We start from the raw sequence: 17,837 nt of genomic DNA, 5'->3' as shown, positions 1-17,837 counted from the left end.
GAATCAGTCATGTGTCCGGAATCGTCGGTCATGGCGTTCGATATGGGTCGCCGGGTAGTGGGCACCCGTATGGGACGCCCGTATCGGGCGCCCTGCGTTGGGCGTCCCGCGGCGGGCGTACTGCTTCGTGCCCGCGTCGTCTTCCGTACGGGGCGTGCGCTCAGACGGCTCAGACGACGCTGAGCAGCGTCGGGTCCCGTGGCAGCCGCAGTTCGTCCGCCGCCAGCGCCGCCGCGACGCACAGCGCCCCGTCCAGCGGATCCCCGGCCGCCTCGGTGACCCGGACCCCGGGCAGCCGCGCCGCCAGCTCCTGGCGCACGGGCGTCAGCAGCGGCGCACCCATGCGGAACAGCCCGCCGGTGAGCGCCACCTCGCTCGACTCCAGCCGGGGGCAGACCGCCTCGGCGGCCTCGGCGACATGGCGGGCGGCGGTCCGCAGGATCGCCTCCGCGACCGGGTCCTCGGCGGCGCACCGGCCCACCTCGGGGGCGAAGGAGGCCAGGACGGCGGGGCGGTCGGGGCGCGGATACAGCTTCCCCGGCAGCCCGGTCGCGGGGCCGAAGACGGCTTCCAGACGGGCCAGCAGCGGCTTCGAGCCGCCGTCGCGCCCGTCGTACGCGCGCATCGCCGCCTCCAGGCCCGCCCGGCCGATCCACGCACCGCCGCCGCAGTCGCCCAGCAGATGGCCCCACCCGTCGGCCCGCCGCCAGCCGGTGGCGGCCCAGCGAGTGTTCCCGCCCGGGGCGGCGCCGTCCGCGGCGGATGCGCCGCCCGTGCCGGGCGCACCGCTCGTTCCGGGTACGCCGCCCGTCCTGGACGCACCGCCCGTGCCGGGTGCACCGCCCGTACGGGACGACCCGTCATCCGGGTCGGACGCGGCGTCCAAGCCCTCCGCGACGCCCTCCGGCACCGCCCCCAGCGCGATCAGCCCCGTCCCCGCCGCGACCACCGCGCCGGGGCGCTGGCCCAACGCCCCGGCGTACGCGGTCACCGCGTCGGCCGCCAGGGCCAGTCGCCGTACGCCCAGGGCGTCGGCGAGCGCGTCCGGGAGTCTGGCGCGCAGGTCGTCCCCGAGGGTGGCCATGCCCGCCGCGCCGACGCAGACCGCGCCGAGGCGCCGGGCCCCGGCTTCGCGCAGCAGCTCCCGGGCGGCGGGCAGCACCCGCGCCAGCAGGTCCTCCGCGTCGATGCCCCGGGCGCCGACGACGGCGGGCGTGGCCGAGGACCACCCCAGCGGCGTGGACGACATGGGCGGCGGGGCCCCGGTCAGCGGGTTCTGCGCGGCGGAGCCGCGGTAGGCGTCCGCGCGGGCCACCCCCACCCGTACGCCCGAGCCGCCCGAATCGATCCCGAGCACATGCGTCGCCGCGGTGTCGGGCACCGTATCGGCCACCGGCTCAGCCGAATCCGCGCGAGTCCTGCTTGAGCGCCGTGTCCACGGTGAGGGCCGTGGCGATCACAAGGCTCAGCAGCGGATCGGGCAGCTGGCGGTGGATCTGGAGGACGTAGTTGTCCGCCGTCGTGAACATCGTCTTCGCCAGGCCCTCCCAGGTCTTGGTGATCCGGGCGACCTCGCTGTCCGTGTGGTCGACGATGGCGAAGTTCCAGGCCCGCCAGTTCTCCGCCTTGATGGCGCCGACCTGCTGGCCGTTGACGAGAATGCCGAAGTTGATCTTGCCGAAGACGTTCTGCTGGACGATCTCGCCGACCGGCTGTCCGTCCGGACGGGTCACCAGCACCTTGGACTTCACGAACTTCGCGGGCCGGGTGAGCACCAGATGCGGCTGCCCGTTGGCGTCGCGGATCTCCAGCCGGTGCGTCATGAACTGGTCGAGGCTCGTGACGAACCGCGCGACCTTCTTCAGCGTGCTCTGGCCGACCTGGACCACCGAACCGATGGTGCGCCCGTGCTGGTCGAAGACGCTGTACTCATTGGTGAGCTCGATCAGCTTGGCCTTCTGGTTCACCACCAGCACCGGCTCGGTGAACAGCGTGCCGCCGCCGCCCGCCGCGGGTCCCACATGTGCCTGCTGCTGCACCTGGTGCTGGACCTTGCCGGGGTTGTGGTTGGGCGGGGCGGCCTGCTGCGGTGGGGGCTGCCCGGGCTGGCCTGCGTGGGTATGGGCGGTCCACTGGGCACCGTCCCACCAGCGCAGCTGGTTCGGTGTGCCCTGGGGGTCGGCGTACCAGCCCGGAGGGGTGTTCGTAGGTGATGTCATGGCGGGCAGACTACCCCTCGCCCACCTGGAACTATGGGGTCAGGGAAGGCGCCAGTCCACGGGCTGCGCCCCCTGCTGCGCCAGCAGCTCATTGGCGCGGCTGAAGGGACGGGAGCCGAAGAACCCGCGGTCGGCGGACATGGGGGAGGGGTGCGCGGACTCGACCGCCGGAAAGCTGCCCAGCAGCGGCCGTACGTTACGGGCGTCGCGGCCCCACAGGATGGCCACCAGGGGGCGGCCGCGCCCGGCCAGCGCCCGGATGGCCTGCTCGGTGACCTCCTCCCAGCCCTTGCCGCGGTGGGCGGCGGGGCGGCGCGGGGCCGTGGTGAGCGCCTTGTTGAGCAGCAGCACGCCCTGCTGGGTCCAGGGCGTCAGATCGCCGTTGGACGGACGCGGCAGCGCGAGGTCGGTGTGCAGCTCGCGGTAGATGTTCTCCAGACTGCCGGGCAGCGGCCGCACCTCGGGCGCCACCGAGAAGCTGAGCCCCACCGCGTGACCGGGCGTGGGATACGGGTCCTGACCCACGATCAGCACCTTCACCTCGTCGAAGGGCTGCTGGAAGGCGCGCAGCACATTCGGCCCGGCGGGCAGATAGGTGCGGCCTGCCGCGATCTCGGACCGCAGGAAGTCGCCCATCGCCGCGATGCGTTCCTCGACGGGCTCAAGTGCCTTGGCCCAGCCCGCTTCCACAATTTCATTCAAGGGTCGTGCTGCCACACCGCGTCACTCTAGTGGCTCAGCGGGTGGCCGCGTGCCACCTCACGATCACTCTCAGCCGATTGCGGCGATCGCCCTCAGCCGACCACCGCGGCCCGGACACACAGCACATCGGGGAGATGGTGGGCGATCTGCCGCCAGCTCTCGCCCTCGTCGGCGCTCGCGTACACCTCGCCGTTGCGATTGCCGAAGTAGACCCCGGCCGGATCGGCGTCATCGGTGCGCAGCGCGTCTCTCAGCACCACCCCGTAGTGCGGCTCGCCCGGCAGCCCGGCGCACCGCTCCTCCCAGCTGGCGCCCGCGTCCTCGGTGCGGAACACCCGGCAGCGGTAGCCCGGCGGGTAGCGGTCCGAGCCGTCGGCGGCGGGGAAGACATACGCGACGCCGCCGCGGCGCGGATGGACGGCGACCGCGAAGCCGAAGTCCGCCGGGAGTCCCTCGCTGATCTCGGCCCAGTGCGCCCCGCCGTCGTCGCTGCGATACACCCCGCCGTGGTTCTGGAGATAGAGCCGGTCGGGGTCGGCCGGATCCCGGGCGACCTTGTGGACGCACTGCCCGAACTCGGGATACTGATCCGGCAGGAATTCCGCCCTGAGTCCGCTGTTGGACGGCGCCCAGCTCTCCCCGCCGTCCGCCGAGCGGTACACCCCGCCGGAGGACACGGCGACCATGAGCGCCCGCGGGTCCCTCGGATCGGTGACGACCGTGTGCACGGCCTGCCCGCCGAACCCCTCGCCCCACTCCGGCCGCTGCGGGTGGTCCCACAGGCTGCGGACGAACGCGAAGGTCTCCCCGCCGTCCTCGGAGCGGAACAGCGCGCCCGGCTGGGTGCCCGCGTAGACCACCTCCGGCTCGTCGGGCCCGGCGGGCTCCAGCTGCCACACCCGCTCCAGCGAGGTGTCGGTGGATTCGGGGAACCTCACCGCGGGCCTGGCGGGCTCGTGCCAGCTCGCCCCGAGGTCCTCGGAGCGGAAGACCGAGGGGCCCCAGTGCGAGCTGTCCGCACCGGCCAGCAGCCGGGGGCGGTCGCCCCGGGTGTCGATGCCGACGGAGTACACCGCCTGCATGGGGAAGTGGGGGCCGGTGAAATCCCAGCCCCCGCGGCCGCCGGGGCGGCCGAGGAAGAGACCCTTGCGGGTGCCGACGGCGAGCAGGACATCGTTCATGACGGCTCACTCCTTGGAGTGCGGGGACGGGACGGCGGAACGCATGGATGTGTCCGTCATCACAGAGTCTGCACCCACCCACCGACAACGGCCCGGAAGCGGCCGCGGCACACAAGGTCTTGCGCGTTATACGAGAAGCTTCGTAATTTGACGTTCGTCGTACTACGATGGTTACCGTACTAAGCGGCGGTCCGGCCGGACCCCACGAGGAGAAACGGAGACGTTCATGAGTGCCCTCTTCGACCCCTTCACCCTGCGGTCGGTGACCATCCCCAACCGCCTCTGGATGTCGCCCATGTGCCAGTACAGCGCGGATCCGGACAAGGGTGCCGGGGTCCCGCACGACTGGCACTTCGTCCACTACGGTGCCCGCGCCGTCGGCGGCACCGGGCTGATCCTCGTCGAGGCGACGGCCGTGTCCCCCGAGGGCCGCATCAGCCCCGGAGACCTCGGCATCTGGAACGACACCCAGGTCGAGGCGTTCCGTAAGATCGTCGGCTTCCTCAAGGGGCAGGGCACCGTCCCGGGCATCCAGCTCGCCCATGCCGGCCGTAAGGCGTCCACCGACGCCCCCTGGAGGGGCGGCGCGCCGCTCGGCGCCGACCAGCGGGGCTGGCAGCCGCTGGGGCCGAGCCCGGTCCCGTTCGACGAGGGCCATCCGGTGCCGGACGAGCTGTCCGAGGCGCGGATCGCAGAGATCGTCCGCCAGTTCGCGGACGCGGCTCGGCGCGCGCTCACGGCCGGTTTCGAGGTGGCCGAGATCCACGGCGCCCACGGCTATCTCATCCATGAATTCTTCTCCCCGCACAGCAACCACCGCACCGACGGCTACGGCGGCTCCTTCGAGAACCGTGTCCGCTTCGCCCTGGAGGTCGTGGACGCGGTCCGCGCGGTCTGGCCGGACGAACTGCCGCTGTTCTTCCGCATCTCGGCCACCGACTGGCTGGAGGAGAACGGCTGGGCCCCGGAGGACACCGTCCGGCTCGCCGCCCTGCTGAAGGACCACGGTGTGGACCTCCTCGACGTCTCCAGCGGTGGCAACGCCGCCGGTGTGCGCATTCCGGTGGAGCCGGGCTACCAGGTGCCGTTCGCCGCGCGGGTGCGCCGGGAGACCGGGCTGCCGGTGGCCGCCGTCGGGCTGATCACCGAGGCGGAGCAGGCCGAGAAGATCGTCACCAATGGCGAGGCGGACGCCGTGCTGCTGGGCCGCGAACTGCTCCGGGACCCCTACTTCGCCCGCCATGCGGCGGCCGAACTGGGCGGCCAGGTGCACAACCCGGACCAGTACCACCGCGCGGTCCGGTAGGCGCCGCGAGCGACACCGCCGTCCCGTCCGGGGCCTCGAGTGGTTCGGGGCCTCGAGTAGTTCGGAGCCGAAGTAGTACGGCGATCGTCAAACTACACTGGAGGTCTCGGAACGAGGCGATGAGGAGCAGCCGTGCAGACGCAGACCACGCCGACCGCGCCCCAGTCCCGGCCCCGGGCGTCGGCCCAGCCCCCGGCGGCCGGGCGCTCGCTGGAGCATCCACGGCGCGAGGAGATCCGCCTCGAGGACGTGCTGCACGCGCTCTCCGACCCCATGCGGATGCGGGTGGTGCGGACGCTCGACGAGGAGAACTGCGAGCTGTCCTGTTCGGTCTTCGACCTCCCGGTCAGCAAGTCCACCACCACCCACCACTTCCGGGTGCTGCGCGAATGCGGTGTGATCCACCAGATCTACCGGGGCACCGCCAAGATGAGCGCGCTGCGCCGCGCCGACCTAGACGCGCTGTTCCCCGGACTGCTCGACAGCGTCCTCGCCGCCGCGGCCCTCCAGGAGGGGCGCCTCGGCGGCGACCGGGGCTGAAGTCCGCCCGCCCGGCAGGTGGTTGAAGAGCAGATTGAGCGCGATCGCGGTGACGCACCCGGCGCTGATCCCGCTGTCCATCACCGTCTGGAACCAGTCAGGGAACTCCTTGTAGATCCCCGGCACACCCACCGGCAGCAGCCCCACGGCGACCGACACCGCCACCACCGTCAGGTTGTGGTTGTCCCGGAAGTCCACCCCGGCCAGGGTGCGCAGCCCGCTCGCCGCGACCGTACCGAACATCACCAGACCCGCACCGCCCAGCACCGGGGCCGGGATCGCCGCCACCACCGCGCCCAGCTTCGGGCCGAGCCCGAGCAGCACCAGCAGGCCGCCCGCGGCAGCGACCACCCAGCGGCTGCGCACCCGGGTCATCCCCACCAGGCCGACGTTCTGCGCGAAGGCGGTGTACGGGAAGGTGTTGAAGACCCCGCCGAGTACGGTCGCGGCACCGTCCGCGCGCAGTCCGTCCGCCAGCCGCTTCCCGTCGACCGGGCGCTCGGTCAGCTCGCCCACCGCGATGAAGTCGCCGGTGGTCTCGGTCATCGTCACCAGCGCGACGACCAGCATGGACACCACGGCCGGGGTCTCGAACGTCGGGGCGCCGAAGTGGAACGGGGTGGAGACGCCGACCCAGTCGGCGTCGCCCACTCCGGAGAAGTCGGTGAAGCCCAGGGGTACCGCGGCCGCCGTCCCGGCCACGATCCCGACCAGCACCGCCACCCGGCTGAGGAACCCGGGCGCGAACCGCTGCACGGCCAGGACGAGGACCAGCACCCCGGCGGCCAGGCCCAGGTTCTTCGGCGCGCCGAAGTCCGGCGCGCCCTGGCCGCCCGCCGCCCAGTTGCCCGCGACCGGCAGCAGCGAAAGGCCGATGACCAGTATCACCGTGCCGGTCACCAGCGGCGGGAAGAACCGCAGCAGCCGACCGAAGACCGGCGCCAGCACGATCATCGCCACCCCGGCCACGATCACCGAGCCGTAGATCGCGCGCAGCCCGCCGCCCTCCGTACCGATCAGCACCATGGGGGTGACCGCCGCGAAGGTGCAGCCCTGCATGATCGGCAGCCGGACGCCGAACCGCCACAGCCCCACGCACTGGAGGACCGTGGCGATACCGCACAGCAGCAGATCGGCGTTGATGAGATACGCCAGGTCGGCGGGGGACAGCTTCATCGCCCCGCCGACGATCAGCGGCACGGCCACCGCGCCCGCGTACATGGCCAGCACATGCTGGAGTCCGAAGGCGGCGAGCCGGCCGGGCGGCGGTACCTCGTCCACGGGATGGCGTACGGACGTCATGGCGGCTCCTCGCGCGGCGCGGGTGGGGTTGGGCGGCGGATCAGGTGAGGCGACCGTAGAAGACTTCAACAATCTGTTGATTGCAGGGGTGTTACCGCCCTGTGTCAACCCCCTGGACTGCCCGGATCACTCCTGTCCGCGTGCCGCGCCCAGCAGCCCCGTCCAGTCCGGGATCTTCACCTTCGTACGCCCCAGCGCCTCGCCGAGCGCCTCCTCGGCCGCCTCGATCCGCAGCCAGCCGGTCCACTCCACCGGCTCCACCCCCGCCTCGCGCAGCGCCCGCAGCGGATCCGGCGCCACCGGGCGGGCGGCGAGCGCGTCCGCGTCGGCCAGCAGCGAGGCCACGGTCTCCTTCGCGCACGGCCGGTTGGTGCCGATCACCCCGGTCGGGCCGCGCTTGATCCACCCCGCCACGTACTCCCCGGGCGAGGGCACGCCGCCGCGCAGCACCCGCCCCGCCGCGTTGGGGACCGTGCCGCGCTCCTCGTCGAACGGCAGCCCCGGCAGCGGCACCCCCCGATAGCCCACCGACCGCAGCACCAGCGGCGCCTCGATGTCCTCGAACACCCCGGTGCCCGCGACCCCGCCGCGCCCGTCCGGCGCGGTCCGCTCGAAGCGCACCGCGCGCACCGCGCCCTCGCCGAGCAGCGCCACCGGCTTGAGGAAGAACCGCAGATGGATCCGGCGCGGCCGGCCGGCGGGCGCGCGCCGCGCCCAGTCGCGCAGCACCTCGACATTGCGCCGGTTGATCCCCGGCAGCCCCGACGGGTCCTCGTACGCCGGGTCCAGCGCCAGCTCCTCGGGGCGCACCAGCACATCGGCGCCGGTCAGCGCGCCCAGCTCGCGCAGCTCCTTGGTGGTGAACTTCGCCTGCGACGGCCCGCGCCTGCCGACCATATGGATGTCCGAGACCTGGCTCTCGGACAGCGCCCCGAGGGCGGCGTGCGGCACATCGGTGGGCCTCAGCTCCTCCGCTCCACGGGCCAGAATGCGCGCCACGTCCACCGCGACATTGCCCACCCCGATGACGACGGCGGAGCCCGCCCCGAGCGCGAAGGAGTCGACGGTCGCGTCGGGATGGGCGCTGTACCAGGAGACGAACTCGGTCGCGGAGAAGCTGCCCGGCAGCTCCTCGCCCGGAACGCCGAGCCGCCGGTCGGTGGCGGCGCCCACGCAGTAGACCACCGCGTGGTAGAGCCCCAGCAGCCGCTCGGGCACCAGCGGGGGCGGGCCCACCTCCACATTGCCGAGGAAGCTGACCCGGGGGTGCTCCAGGACCGTGCGCAGCGTGTTCTGGAGCGACTTGATCTTCTCGTGGTCGGGTGCGACGCCGTAGCGCACCAGCCCGTAGGGACAGGGCAGCCGGTCCAGCACATGCACCGACACCTCGGGGACAGCCTGCTGCTGGACGAGCGCTTGGGCGGCGTACACCCCGCTCGGCCCGGAACCGATGACCGCGACGCGAAGCACGAGGAGCTCCTTCCGCAGGATGTCTCCAGCATCCCACCCGGCGGGGCGCCCTGTCCGGCACTACGCGCCGAGGACCGTTCCGGGTGACACCGCCCGGCCGCCGGTCCACTGGTCCGCGACCGCGCCGCGAGCCCGGCTCGAAGCCGGTCCGACGGTCCGAACAGGGCTCCGCGCACCACCCGCTACGACATCTGCCGCATCCGCCGGATCTCGCTGCTCTGCTGCGCGATCACGTCGTTCGCCATCTCCTCCACCCGGACGTTGTTGCCCTGGGCCAGCACATCCGTGGCCATGGAGACCGCGCCCCGGTGGTGGGTGATCATCAGCTTGAGGAAGAGCGCGTCGAAGTCGGCGCCCCTGGCGGCGCGCAGCCGCGCGAGCTGCGCCTCGGTGGCCATCCCCGGCATCTTCGCGTCATGGCCCTCGTGGCCGTCCCCGTCGCCGCCCTTCGGCTCGCCGCCCGCCGTCTTCTGCCAGGCGCGCATCGCCTCGATCTCCGGCTTCTGCCCGGCCGCGATGCGCTCCGCGAGCCGCTTGACCTTCGCCGACTTGGCGTGGTCGGCGGCGAGGCCGGTCATCACCAGGGCCTGCCGGTGGTGCTCGATCATCATGCGGACGTAGGAGCGGTCGGCCGTGTTGGGGGAGTCGTCGTCCCCCGCCTTCGCCGCCTCCTCGGCCGACAGCTTCTTCGCCGCCTCGCCGGGCTTGCCCGGCGCGATCACCGCGGGCTTCCCGTCCTTGCCCTTCCCCGCGTCCGCCCCGCCACCGCTCTCCGTGTCACAGCCGGTCAGGACGAGTGCCACGGCGGCCGCCGCGGCGGCCACGAGGGATGCGGAGTGGAGCGTCGTACGGCGGTTCAACACCGTGGCCTCCTGGGGCGCTTGGGATCCGCAGACCGTCTTAGCACGTCAGCGGCGCTCCCGGTCCGGGCGCGTTGGGAAAATCTCTTTACGAACATGTTGCTGCCTGTTGTGGTGTACATGGATAGAGCGATACTTCCCCCGTCCGTCAACCGTTCAACTCCGAGCGGAGACGGCGACAAAGGGAGGACGCAGTGAAGCCGTGGGAAAGATCCCCGCAGCGGCGCAGATACCTCGGCGCGGCCGCGGCCGCCTTCGGACTGGTGGCCACCTTGCTGGCCGCGGGCCCGGCGGCCGCGACGCCCGACCCCGGTGACGCTCCCCACAAGGAGCGGGTGACGAAGAGTCAGCAGTCGGAAGCCAGGGCGGCGATCGAGAACGGCGACATACCCGGTGTGGACCAGATCGTCCACAGCGACAATGTCAGCCACCTCACCAACATCCCCAAGCAGGACCTCAAGGGCGTCAACTCCGACCTGGCCTTCCAGGGCAAGTACGCCTTCGCGGGCAACTACGACGGCTTTGTCATCTACGACATCAGCCGGCCGAAGAGCCCGAAGATCGTGAGCCAGGTGCTCTGCCCGGGCTCGCAGAACGATGTGTCGGTCTCAGGAGACCTGCTCTTCCTCTCCACCGACTCCTCGCGCAGCGACAACTCCTGCAACAGCACCACCCAGCCCGCGACCGAGAAGTCCTCGTGGGAGGGCATGAAGGTCTTCGACATCAGCGACAAGCGGAACCCGGAGTACGTCGCCGCCGTCGAGACCTCCTGCGGTTCGCACACCCACACCCTGGTGCCCGAGCGCAAGGACGTGTACATCTACGTCTCCTCGTACTCGCCCAGCGCCACCTTCCCGGACTGCCAGCCTCCGCACGACGGCATCTCCGTCATCAAGGTGCCCCGCGAGGCGCCCGAGAAGGCCGCGGTCATCGACTTCCCCGTGCTCTTCCCGGACGGCGGAAACCCCGGTGGGCCCACCAACCCCGGCGTCTCCCAGACCACCGGCTGCCATGACCTCACCACGTTCCCCGCGCTGAAGCTGGCGGCGGGCGCGTGCATGGGCGACGGCATCCTGCTCGACATCGCCGACCCCGCGAAGCCGCGGGTCATCGACCGGGTCGAGGACAACGTGAACTTCGCCTTCTGGCACTCGGCCACCTTCAACGAGCGCGGCACCAAGGTCGTGTTCACCGATGAGCTGGGCGGCGGTGGCGCCGCGACCTGCAACACCGAGGTGGGCCAGGACCGCGGGGCCGACGGCATCTACGACATCGTCGGCAAGGGCGACAAGCGCAAGCTGGTCTTCCGGAGCTACTTCAAGATCCCGCGCCACCAGGCCGCCACCGAGAACTGCGTGGCCCACAACGGCTCGCTGATCCCGGCCAAGGGCCGCGACATCATGGTCCAGGCGTGGTACCAGGGCGGCGTGTCCATCTGGGACTTCACCGACTCCGACCGGCCGAAGGAGATCGGCTACTTCGAGCGCGGGCCGCTCTCCGCCGACACGCTCATCACCGGCGGCTCCTGGTCCGCGTACTACTACAACGGCTACATCTACTCCAACGACATCAACAAGGGCTTCGACGTCCTGAAGATCCACGACCGGCGCACCGACAGCGCCGAGTCAGTCCGGCTGCGCGAGCTCAACACGCAGACGCAGCCCGACTACCGCTGAGCGGGGGCTCCCTGGCCCAGAGCACTCATCGGCTCCCGCCGGGCGGCTCGTCGCCCGGCGGGAGCCCCAGCTCCCAGTCCAGTCCGTAGCGGTGGAACAGCTCAGCCCGCAGCCGCTCGGGCGCCATCGGCGCGCCCGGCAGCAGCACCGCGACCACCGCGCCCATCAGCAGGGCGCGCAGCAGCCGGTAGTCGGCCTCGGGGTCCTCGGAGCCGTACCGCGTGACGGTGTCCCGCAGCAGGGCGGCCAGCCGCTGCTGCTCGGGGCACTGGATGAAGCCCTCGGCGGTGAGGATCCCGGCCATATGCGTCCGCATCAGCCGCGGCCGGTCCCGGGCCAGGCCCAGGATCGCGTCGATCGCCCGCGCCAGCAGCTCCCGCCCGGCCTCCTCGCCCTCCGGCCGCGGCTCCCGCTCGAGCGCCCGGGCCAGCTCCATGTGCATCAGCCGGTGGACGGCCGTTTGCAGCAGCTGCCGCTTGCCCGGGAAGTAGTACGACACCAGACCGCGGGCCGCCCCGGCCCGGTCGGCGATATCGGCGAGGGTGGTCGCCTCATAGCCGTGCTCGCCGATCAGCTCGACCGTCGCCTCCAGCAGACGGGCCTGGGATCGGCGCCGCAACTCCTCATTGACCGACGGGCTTCGGGGGACCATGCTGTAACTCCTGCGTTGGCTGGCTGTCAGCCAATATACTCAGGGGACGTGCGGTTGTCCGCCGTTCCCTTGGGGGGCGGACGCATGTCTCCGCCGGTTCGGGCGACACGGGGGGATCGCCCGAACCGGTGGTCTCGCGCCTTTGGGGCGCCTTTGGAACCCTTGCGGGGCCCGACCTTGGGGCGCTACGGAGCCGTGGCGGCGTCCGGCAGCGGGCCGAGAACCGCCCGCAGGGCGTCCGGGCGCCGGTCCACCGGGAGATGGTCCACCAGATGGACCCGGCAGCCCAGGGCCGCCGCTCCCGCGTCCGCCCGGCGGTCGTCGCCCACCATCACGGCGTCACCCGGGTCCAGCCCCAGCGCGTCGCACGCGGCCTGGAACAGCCGTGGATCCGGCTTCTGGACGCCGTGCTCGTACGAGAGCGCATAGGCGTCCACCAGCCCGTCCAGGCCGTGGGCGCGGAAGACCGGGCGCAGATCCCAGCCGATGTTGCTGACCACCGCGATCCGCACACCGCGCCGGCGCAGTTCGCCCAGCACCTCGGGGGCGTCGGGGTAGGGCCGCCAGGCGGCGGGCTCCCTATGGCGGTCATAGAGGGCGTCGTAGAGCTCGGGGCGGGGGAGCGGCACCTGGCGGGCCAGACCGGTGTAGGCGGCCCGGTGCAGCTCGGCGTCGCGGTCCCGTACGCGCCACACGTCCTCCAGCTGCGGGGGCACCGCGAGCGGCGGGGCGCCGCCGGGAAGCGCCCCGGCGTCCTCCAGATCCCGCGCGTACCGTACGACCTCCTCCTCCGGGACGGTGGTTCCGGTTCGCTCCAGCGCGGCACGGAGCCAGGACTCGGTGGACTCGACGCGGAAGAGCGTCCCCGAGAAGTCGAACAGGGCACCCTTGATGGTCACAGTTGACGCTCCCTCATCTTCGATGTGGCCAGGAGCCGGGACTTCCGGCATCGTATGCCGTGGGCCCGATCCTCTTCGGCCACCGGCGCATCCGTTTCGGCCGTTTTGCTGGCAGATAAATACCGGCCGAATCAAGGCGCAGGGTTTAGGGGATTCATGAGGTGGAGGCCGTTTATGGTCTCGCTGTCGTGGTGATCATACAGGGGTCAATCCCCGTAACTCCGCGACCGAGTCGGGGCAGGCGATATCTGCTGAGCGCGAGGAGGTTGCCGGTAATGGTACGTGACATGACGTCGAGGCAACCGGGGGATGGCCACGGGTTGGGCGTATGCCGGTCCGGAGCTCGCCGCGGCGGGCCGGGAGTGGCGACCGACCGGGGTGGCTGCTGGTAAACGCCGGCTTTGCACAAAGCAAAGAACGTGGCCGGTTTCCGCAACCGGTTTCATAGACTGAGGTGTATTCGCGTCGGCATGCCGCACTCTCCTTTTGTTGTGCGCGTCGGCGCCGGTGGCGTTCCGCCCTTTCCGGGGTGTGCGGACAGGCCGCCCGCTCAGTTGAGCACGATCACACGGGGGCAGGTAACCGTGGCTGAGGTCACAACCGATGGAAGCTATCGTTCCGGTTGCGTCTCTGCTTATATGATCGTCAAGGGCACTGGCTCCCACCGGAGGTGATCCACATCAGAGAATTCGCCGCCGCCGACGCAGCGGACATCACGGATATCTGTCTCGCCAGAGAAACCTTCCTCCGCAGGGCGGGATGACTGCGGATATCAACTCATCGCTCAAACGCAACCCCCACAGCGAGGACTGATGAGTATGAGACTGACAGATTATCAATCCGAACTCCGCGATGTTCTCGGCGCCGCAGCAGAAGGCAATGGCGGACTTCTGCAAGTGACCGGGGGGCCCGGTGTCGGGAAGACCACCTTATTGGGAAGTCTGAAGGAGCGGGCGGCCGCATCGGGTGCGGTCTGTCTCACGGCGTCCGGATTCGCGGACGACACCGCCATTCCGTTCAATATCGTGGAACAGCTGATCCGATCGTCCACGGCCACCGACGCATTGGATGTCGTGGCGCGCTGGAGGACCGCCGGGGAGCGGTATGCCGAAGCCGAGCACGATCTGCTGAGAAGTCTGGTCCGGGAGATATCCGATGTGCTGCACCGCATCGCGGGCGGCAGGCAACTGATCCTCGCGGTCGATGATGCCGAGCATGCCGACTATCCCTCCCTGATGTGCCTTCTGCATATCGCCCGGCATGCGTCCGGCACCCGCACCCTCGTCGTGATGACCAGCGGGCAGACCCACCACCTGTGCACCCGCATTCACAGCTTCCGCCACCTCTACAAGATCGATATCGGCACCCTCCCGGAGTCCGGAGTCGAACGCCTGCTGGAGCGGTACGGCGACGCCGACCTGGCCGGCCGGATCCACTCCTCCTGCTACGCGATCAGCGGAGGTAACCCGAGGCTGGTCAAGGCCCTGCTGCGGGACCACCTCAAGGCCGCTCGGAGTGGGGCGGGTGCGGAGGTCACGGTCGGGGCGGAGTTCCAGGAGGCCTATCGCCTGTCCCTGTTGTGTCATCAGGCGCTGCTCCAGGTGGCACAGGCGCTCGCCGTGCTCGGCCCGTACGGCAGCCCCTGTCGGGTGGCCACTCTGCTCGAATGCGGTGCGGACCGCGTGTCCCGGGCCATGGACCTCCTCAACTCCGCGGGCCTGCTGCGGGACGGGCGTTTCCGGCACCCCGCGGCTCGTTCCGTCGCGCTGGAGACGCTGGCGGCTGAGGACCGGGCCCGCCTCAGCGCGAAGGCGGCCGAACTTCTGTATGCCGAGGGGGCCGACCCGATCGCGGTGGCGGAACTCCTGGTCACCGCCGACAAAACGCCGGACCAAAAGGGCGTGGCCGTGCTCTGGCAGGCGGCCCAGAAGAATCTCGACGAGGGCTGCACGGAGGAGGCGATCGCCAGTCTGCGGCTCGCCGAGCGCGCGGACCTCAGCCGGCGGGAGCACATGGACATTCTCATGGCGCTGGTCGGCGCGTTATGGTCCAGCAATCCGGCGGCCGCCGAACCCGAGCTGGACCGCCTGCTGGCCGCGATCCGGGCGGAATCCCCCGCGGACATCCCGGAGCCGTATCAGTGCTTCCTGCTCTTCATGGTGCTGTGGTTCGGCCGGTACGCCGACGCGGACGAGACCTTCAAATGGTCGTCGGGCTGTGACGACACCGACACCGCGTCCAGTATGGCCGCCCTGCGGGTGACCCGGCAGTGGGTCACCTTCCTCAAACCGACGCTGATCCATGACTTTCCCGGACAGGATGTCCCGGACGGGGAAGTCGACGGTTTGTGGGCGGCCAATCTGGAGCACGGTCTCCAGCTCTCCGTGGACGAGCTGGGCATGGAGATCGGGCATCTTCAGGACCCTCGGCAGATGGCGGACTTCTCCCCCGACGCCATGCACCTGTTGTCGCCCTCCAACCATTTCTGGTTCGCTTACGCATACGCCTGCCGTATCGTCTGGGCATTGGCCGCCAGGGGAGAATCGGAGGCGGCGGACCGGCTGTGCGGGGCGCTCTACACCGCGGCCGACAAGCTGAACATGAAGACCCCGTGCGCCGTCGCCCTGTCCATGCGCGCCTATATCCGCTGCCGCCATGGGGATTTCACTACCGCCATCGATCTCGCGGGTACGGCATTGCGTTCCATCCCGCCGCGCGGCTGGGGTGTCGCCATCGGATTGCCGCTGTCCGTGCTGGTGGCGGCCCACACCGCCGTCGGCAGACTCGAAGAGGCCCAGCGGTATGTGAATTACTGGGTGCCGAAGGAAATGTTCGACAGCGTGGTGGGACTGGAGTACCTCCGCTCCCGGGGGCAGTACTGCCTGGCCACCAACCGCCCGTACGCCGCGCTGAACGACTTCATGGCGAGCGGGATGCTGATCGACCAGTGGCCCGTGGACTTCGGTGACCTGGCGCCCTGGCGCGTCGACGCCGCCGAGGCGTATCTGCGGGTCCATGAACCTGCGGAGGCCAAGAGACTCGCCCTGGAAGAGCTCAAGCTGTCGCCCGACCGGCCCTTGAGCACCCGGGGCAGGGCGCTGCGCATCCTGGCCATGGCCGAGGACCCGGACAAGCGCAGACTGCTCCTCTACCAGTCCGCCAAGTGCCTGCGCGAGCAAGGCGACCGTTATGAGCTCGCCCGTACGCTGGCCGAGCTCAGCCAGGACTACCTCAGCACCGGGGAGACCCAACAGGCGCGCACCACCTGGCACGAGGCGCAGAAGCTGATGGACGAGTGCGGGATGAGCGCTCAGCACGAGAGCCGGCGAGAGCTCGTCGTGGAGGGTGTTGAGAGCGTCGGGAGCCCTCAACCGCTCAAGGACGCGGGCGATTCCGGACATGCCGAGGACGACACCCCCGGCACGGCGGCCGAGAGCGCCGAGCAACCCGTCCTGTCGGAGGCCGAGTGGCGGGTGGCCACGCTGGCGGCGTCCGGAATGACCAACCGGCAGATCGCCAAGAGTCTGTACATCACCGTCAGCACCGTGGAGCAGCATCTGACCCGCATCTACCGCAAGCTCTCGGTGGGAAACCGGCAGGAGCTGTCACGCCGGCTGTGGCTGCTCATAGGCGCCACGGGAGCGTCGTCCGGCTGACCGCCCCCGAGGCAAGGGGGGATAGGGGAGTGGTTAGGGGACTGGGGAGCGGGCGCGCGGACCAGACTTGGCAATCCGTAGGGCGGCGCAGTGGCGGCGATGGAGCGACTGACGGGACGGACAGGCATGGACGAGATACGCGACTACCCCGAACTGCGGGCTGCTGCATGCCCGTTCTCACCCCCGCCGGGATACGAGGAGCTGCGCGAGCGGTCCGCCGTCACACGGGTGCGGATGTGGGACGGCAGCACCCCGTTCCTCGTCACCGGCTATCACGAGGCGCGGACCGTGCTCGGCGACGACAGGTTCAGCGCCGACGGCACTCACAAGGCGATGCCCCGCTTTGTGAAGTTCGAGGTGCCGGCCGATGTGTTCAACCTCGGGAGGATGGACGATCCGGAGCACGCCCGGATCCGCCGCATGCTCACCGCCCACTTCACCATCCGGCGCACCGAGGCGATGCGGCCGATGATCCAGGACATCGTGGACGGCCTCCTGGACCGGCTGATCGCCGAGGGGCCGCCGGCCGACCTGGTGGCCGATTTCGCCTTCCCGCTGCCGTCCCAGGTGATCGCCGTGATGCTGGGGGTCTCGGACGCCGACTTCGCCGAGTTCCAGCGGGCGTCGCAGGGCGTCATGGACTTCACCGTGTCGACCGAGGAGATGGGCGCCGCCCTCGGTGTCATGGTGGACTACGTCTCCCGGATGTGCGCGGCCAAGCGCGCCGCCCCGGGCGACGACCTCCTCAGCCGGCTCATCGTCGACCAGGAGCGGACGGGCGCGCTCACCCAGCAACAGGTGGTCGCCACCGCCCTGGTGCTGCTGCTGGCCGGGCACGAGACCACCGCCAACATGATCTCCCTGTCCACCGTCCTGCTGCTGCGAAACCCCGACCAGCTCGCCCGGCTGCGGGCGGACCCCGGGCTGATGCCCAACGCGGTGGACGAACTGCTCCGGTACATCACGATCGTCCAGGAGGGCACCGGACGGGTGGCCATCGAGGACGTCGAGGTCGGCGGCGTACTCATCCCGGCCGGTGAAGGGGTGATCATCAACCTGCCCAGCGCCAACCGCGATCCCCACTTCGCGGACGCCCACGAGCTGGACCTGAGTCGGCCGAACGCCCGCGAGCACGTCGCGTTCGGCTTCGGCGTGCACCAGTGCCTGGGGCAGACCCTCGCCCGGGTCGAGCTCCAGATCGCCCTGGAGACCCTGGTGCGCCGGCTGCCGACGCTGCGGCTGGAGGTTCCGTTCGAGGACCTGGCGTTCCTGTACGAGTCGATGAACTTCGGCGTCGCCCGTGTGCCCGTCGCCTGGTGACCGGTCACCGGTCACCAGTGATGGCCGATGGCCGGTGACCGCGGGCCGGAGGCC

The 17,837-nt window shown here is 70.7% G+C and carries 14 protein-coding genes; 5 read left to right on the top strand and 9 right to left on the bottom strand.

Features of this window, described 5'->3' with window-relative positions; translation table 11 throughout:
- Window positions 1-169: 169 nt before the first annotated feature.
- The 4 genes from ACT2CW_RS20870 to ACT2CW_RS20855 form a co-directional block, all read right to left on the bottom strand.
- A complete protein-coding gene (locus tag ACT2CW_RS20870; RefSeq protein WP_445517767.1) occupies window positions 170-1,393 on the bottom strand; it encodes an N-acetylglucosamine kinase in 1,224 nt (407 codons plus the stop codon).
- Window positions 1,394-1,397: 4 nt separating this feature from the next.
- Window positions 1,398-2,219: a phospholipid scramblase-related protein gene (locus ACT2CW_RS20865; RefSeq protein WP_182469896.1), complete on the bottom strand. Its 822-nt coding sequence runs from the start codon at window positions 2,217-2,219 to the stop codon at window positions 1,398-1,400.
- A gap of 39 nt (window positions 2,220-2,258) precedes the next feature.
- Window positions 2,259-2,936, bottom strand: coding sequence for a uracil-DNA glycosylase (locus tag ACT2CW_RS20860; protein ID WP_164424233.1), 678 nt, complete (start codon window positions 2,934-2,936; stop codon window positions 2,259-2,261).
- Window positions 2,937-3,013: 77 nt separating this feature from the next.
- Window positions 3,014-4,102 carry a WD40/YVTN/BNR-like repeat-containing protein gene (locus ACT2CW_RS20855; RefSeq protein WP_445517766.1) on the bottom strand — a complete coding sequence of 363 codons (1,089 nt, stop codon included), beginning with the start codon at window positions 4,100-4,102 and terminating at the stop codon, window positions 3,014-3,016.
- Between the two features lie 226 nt (window positions 4,103-4,328).
- Here ACT2CW_RS20855 and ACT2CW_RS20850 point away from each other — a divergent pair, with 226 nt between their 5' ends.
- Window positions 4,329-5,408: an NADH:flavin oxidoreductase/NADH oxidase gene (locus ACT2CW_RS20850; RefSeq protein ID WP_445517765.1), complete on the top strand. Its 1,080-nt coding sequence runs from the start codon at window positions 4,329-4,331 to the stop codon at window positions 5,406-5,408.
- A 132-nt stretch (window positions 5,409-5,540) separates the two neighbouring features.
- Window positions 5,541-5,948 carry an ArsR/SmtB family transcription factor gene (locus ACT2CW_RS20845; RefSeq protein ID WP_375792223.1) on the top strand — a complete coding sequence of 136 codons (408 nt, stop codon included), beginning with the start codon at window positions 5,541-5,543 and terminating at the stop codon, window positions 5,946-5,948.
- Here ACT2CW_RS20845 and ACT2CW_RS20840 read toward each other — a convergent pair.
- From ACT2CW_RS20840 to ACT2CW_RS20830, 3 genes are all read right to left on the bottom strand, one after another.
- Complete coding sequence (locus tag ACT2CW_RS20840) at window positions 5,862-7,250, bottom strand: nucleobase:cation symporter-2 family protein (protein ID WP_445517764.1); 1,389 nt, start codon at window positions 7,248-7,250, stop codon at window positions 5,862-5,864. The two genes, ACT2CW_RS20845 and ACT2CW_RS20840, sit on opposite strands and share 87 nt — an antisense overlap.
- A gap of 126 nt (window positions 7,251-7,376) precedes the next feature.
- The gene (locus ACT2CW_RS20835) at window positions 7,377-8,720 is read right to left on the bottom strand and encodes an FAD-dependent oxidoreductase (protein ID WP_164424241.1); all 1,344 of its coding nucleotides are present in this window, start codon (window positions 8,718-8,720) and stop codon (window positions 7,377-7,379) included.
- A gap of 182 nt (window positions 8,721-8,902) precedes the next feature.
- Window positions 8,903-9,583, bottom strand: a complete 681-nt coding sequence (locus ACT2CW_RS20830) for a DUF305 domain-containing protein (protein WP_445517763.1) — start codon at window positions 9,581-9,583, stop codon at window positions 8,903-8,905.
- A gap of 191 nt (window positions 9,584-9,774) precedes the next feature.
- Between ACT2CW_RS20830 and ACT2CW_RS20825 the strand changes: the two genes are divergently transcribed.
- Complete coding sequence (locus tag ACT2CW_RS20825) at window positions 9,775-11,256, top strand: LVIVD repeat-containing protein (protein ID WP_414080487.1); 1,482 nt, start codon at window positions 9,775-9,777, stop codon at window positions 11,254-11,256.
- Between the two features lie 25 nt (window positions 11,257-11,281).
- On the opposite strand, the gene ACT2CW_RS20820 is transcribed toward ACT2CW_RS20825, so the two are convergent.
- Both ACT2CW_RS20820 and ACT2CW_RS20815 read right to left on the bottom strand, forming a co-directional pair.
- Window positions 11,282-11,908, bottom strand: coding sequence for a TetR/AcrR family transcriptional regulator (locus ACT2CW_RS20820; protein ID WP_164424247.1), 627 nt, complete (start codon window positions 11,906-11,908; stop codon window positions 11,282-11,284).
- Window positions 11,909-12,093: 185 nt separating this feature from the next.
- On the bottom strand, window positions 12,094-12,807 hold the full coding sequence (locus ACT2CW_RS20815; protein WP_445517762.1) for an HAD family hydrolase: 714 nt from the start codon (window positions 12,805-12,807) through the stop codon (window positions 12,094-12,096).
- A gap of 818 nt (window positions 12,808-13,625) precedes the next feature.
- Here ACT2CW_RS20815 and ACT2CW_RS20810 point away from each other — a divergent pair.
- Window positions 13,626-16,463: an AAA family ATPase gene (locus tag ACT2CW_RS20810; RefSeq protein WP_445517761.1), complete on the top strand. Its 2,838-nt coding sequence runs from the start codon at window positions 13,626-13,628 to the stop codon at window positions 16,461-16,463.
- 126 nt (window positions 16,464-16,589) lie between these two features.
- Window positions 16,590-17,783 carry a cytochrome P450 gene (locus tag ACT2CW_RS20805; protein ID WP_182469885.1) on the top strand — a complete coding sequence of 398 codons (1,194 nt, stop codon included), beginning with the start codon at window positions 16,590-16,592 and terminating at the stop codon, window positions 17,781-17,783.
- The last annotated feature ends 54 nt before the right edge of the window (window positions 17,784-17,837 follow it).

The organism is Streptomyces sp. NEAU-174 (assembly GCF_052665095.1).
The sequence above is the reverse complement of the archived record's forward strand: the minus strand, read 5'-3'. Positions and strand labels throughout refer to the sequence as shown.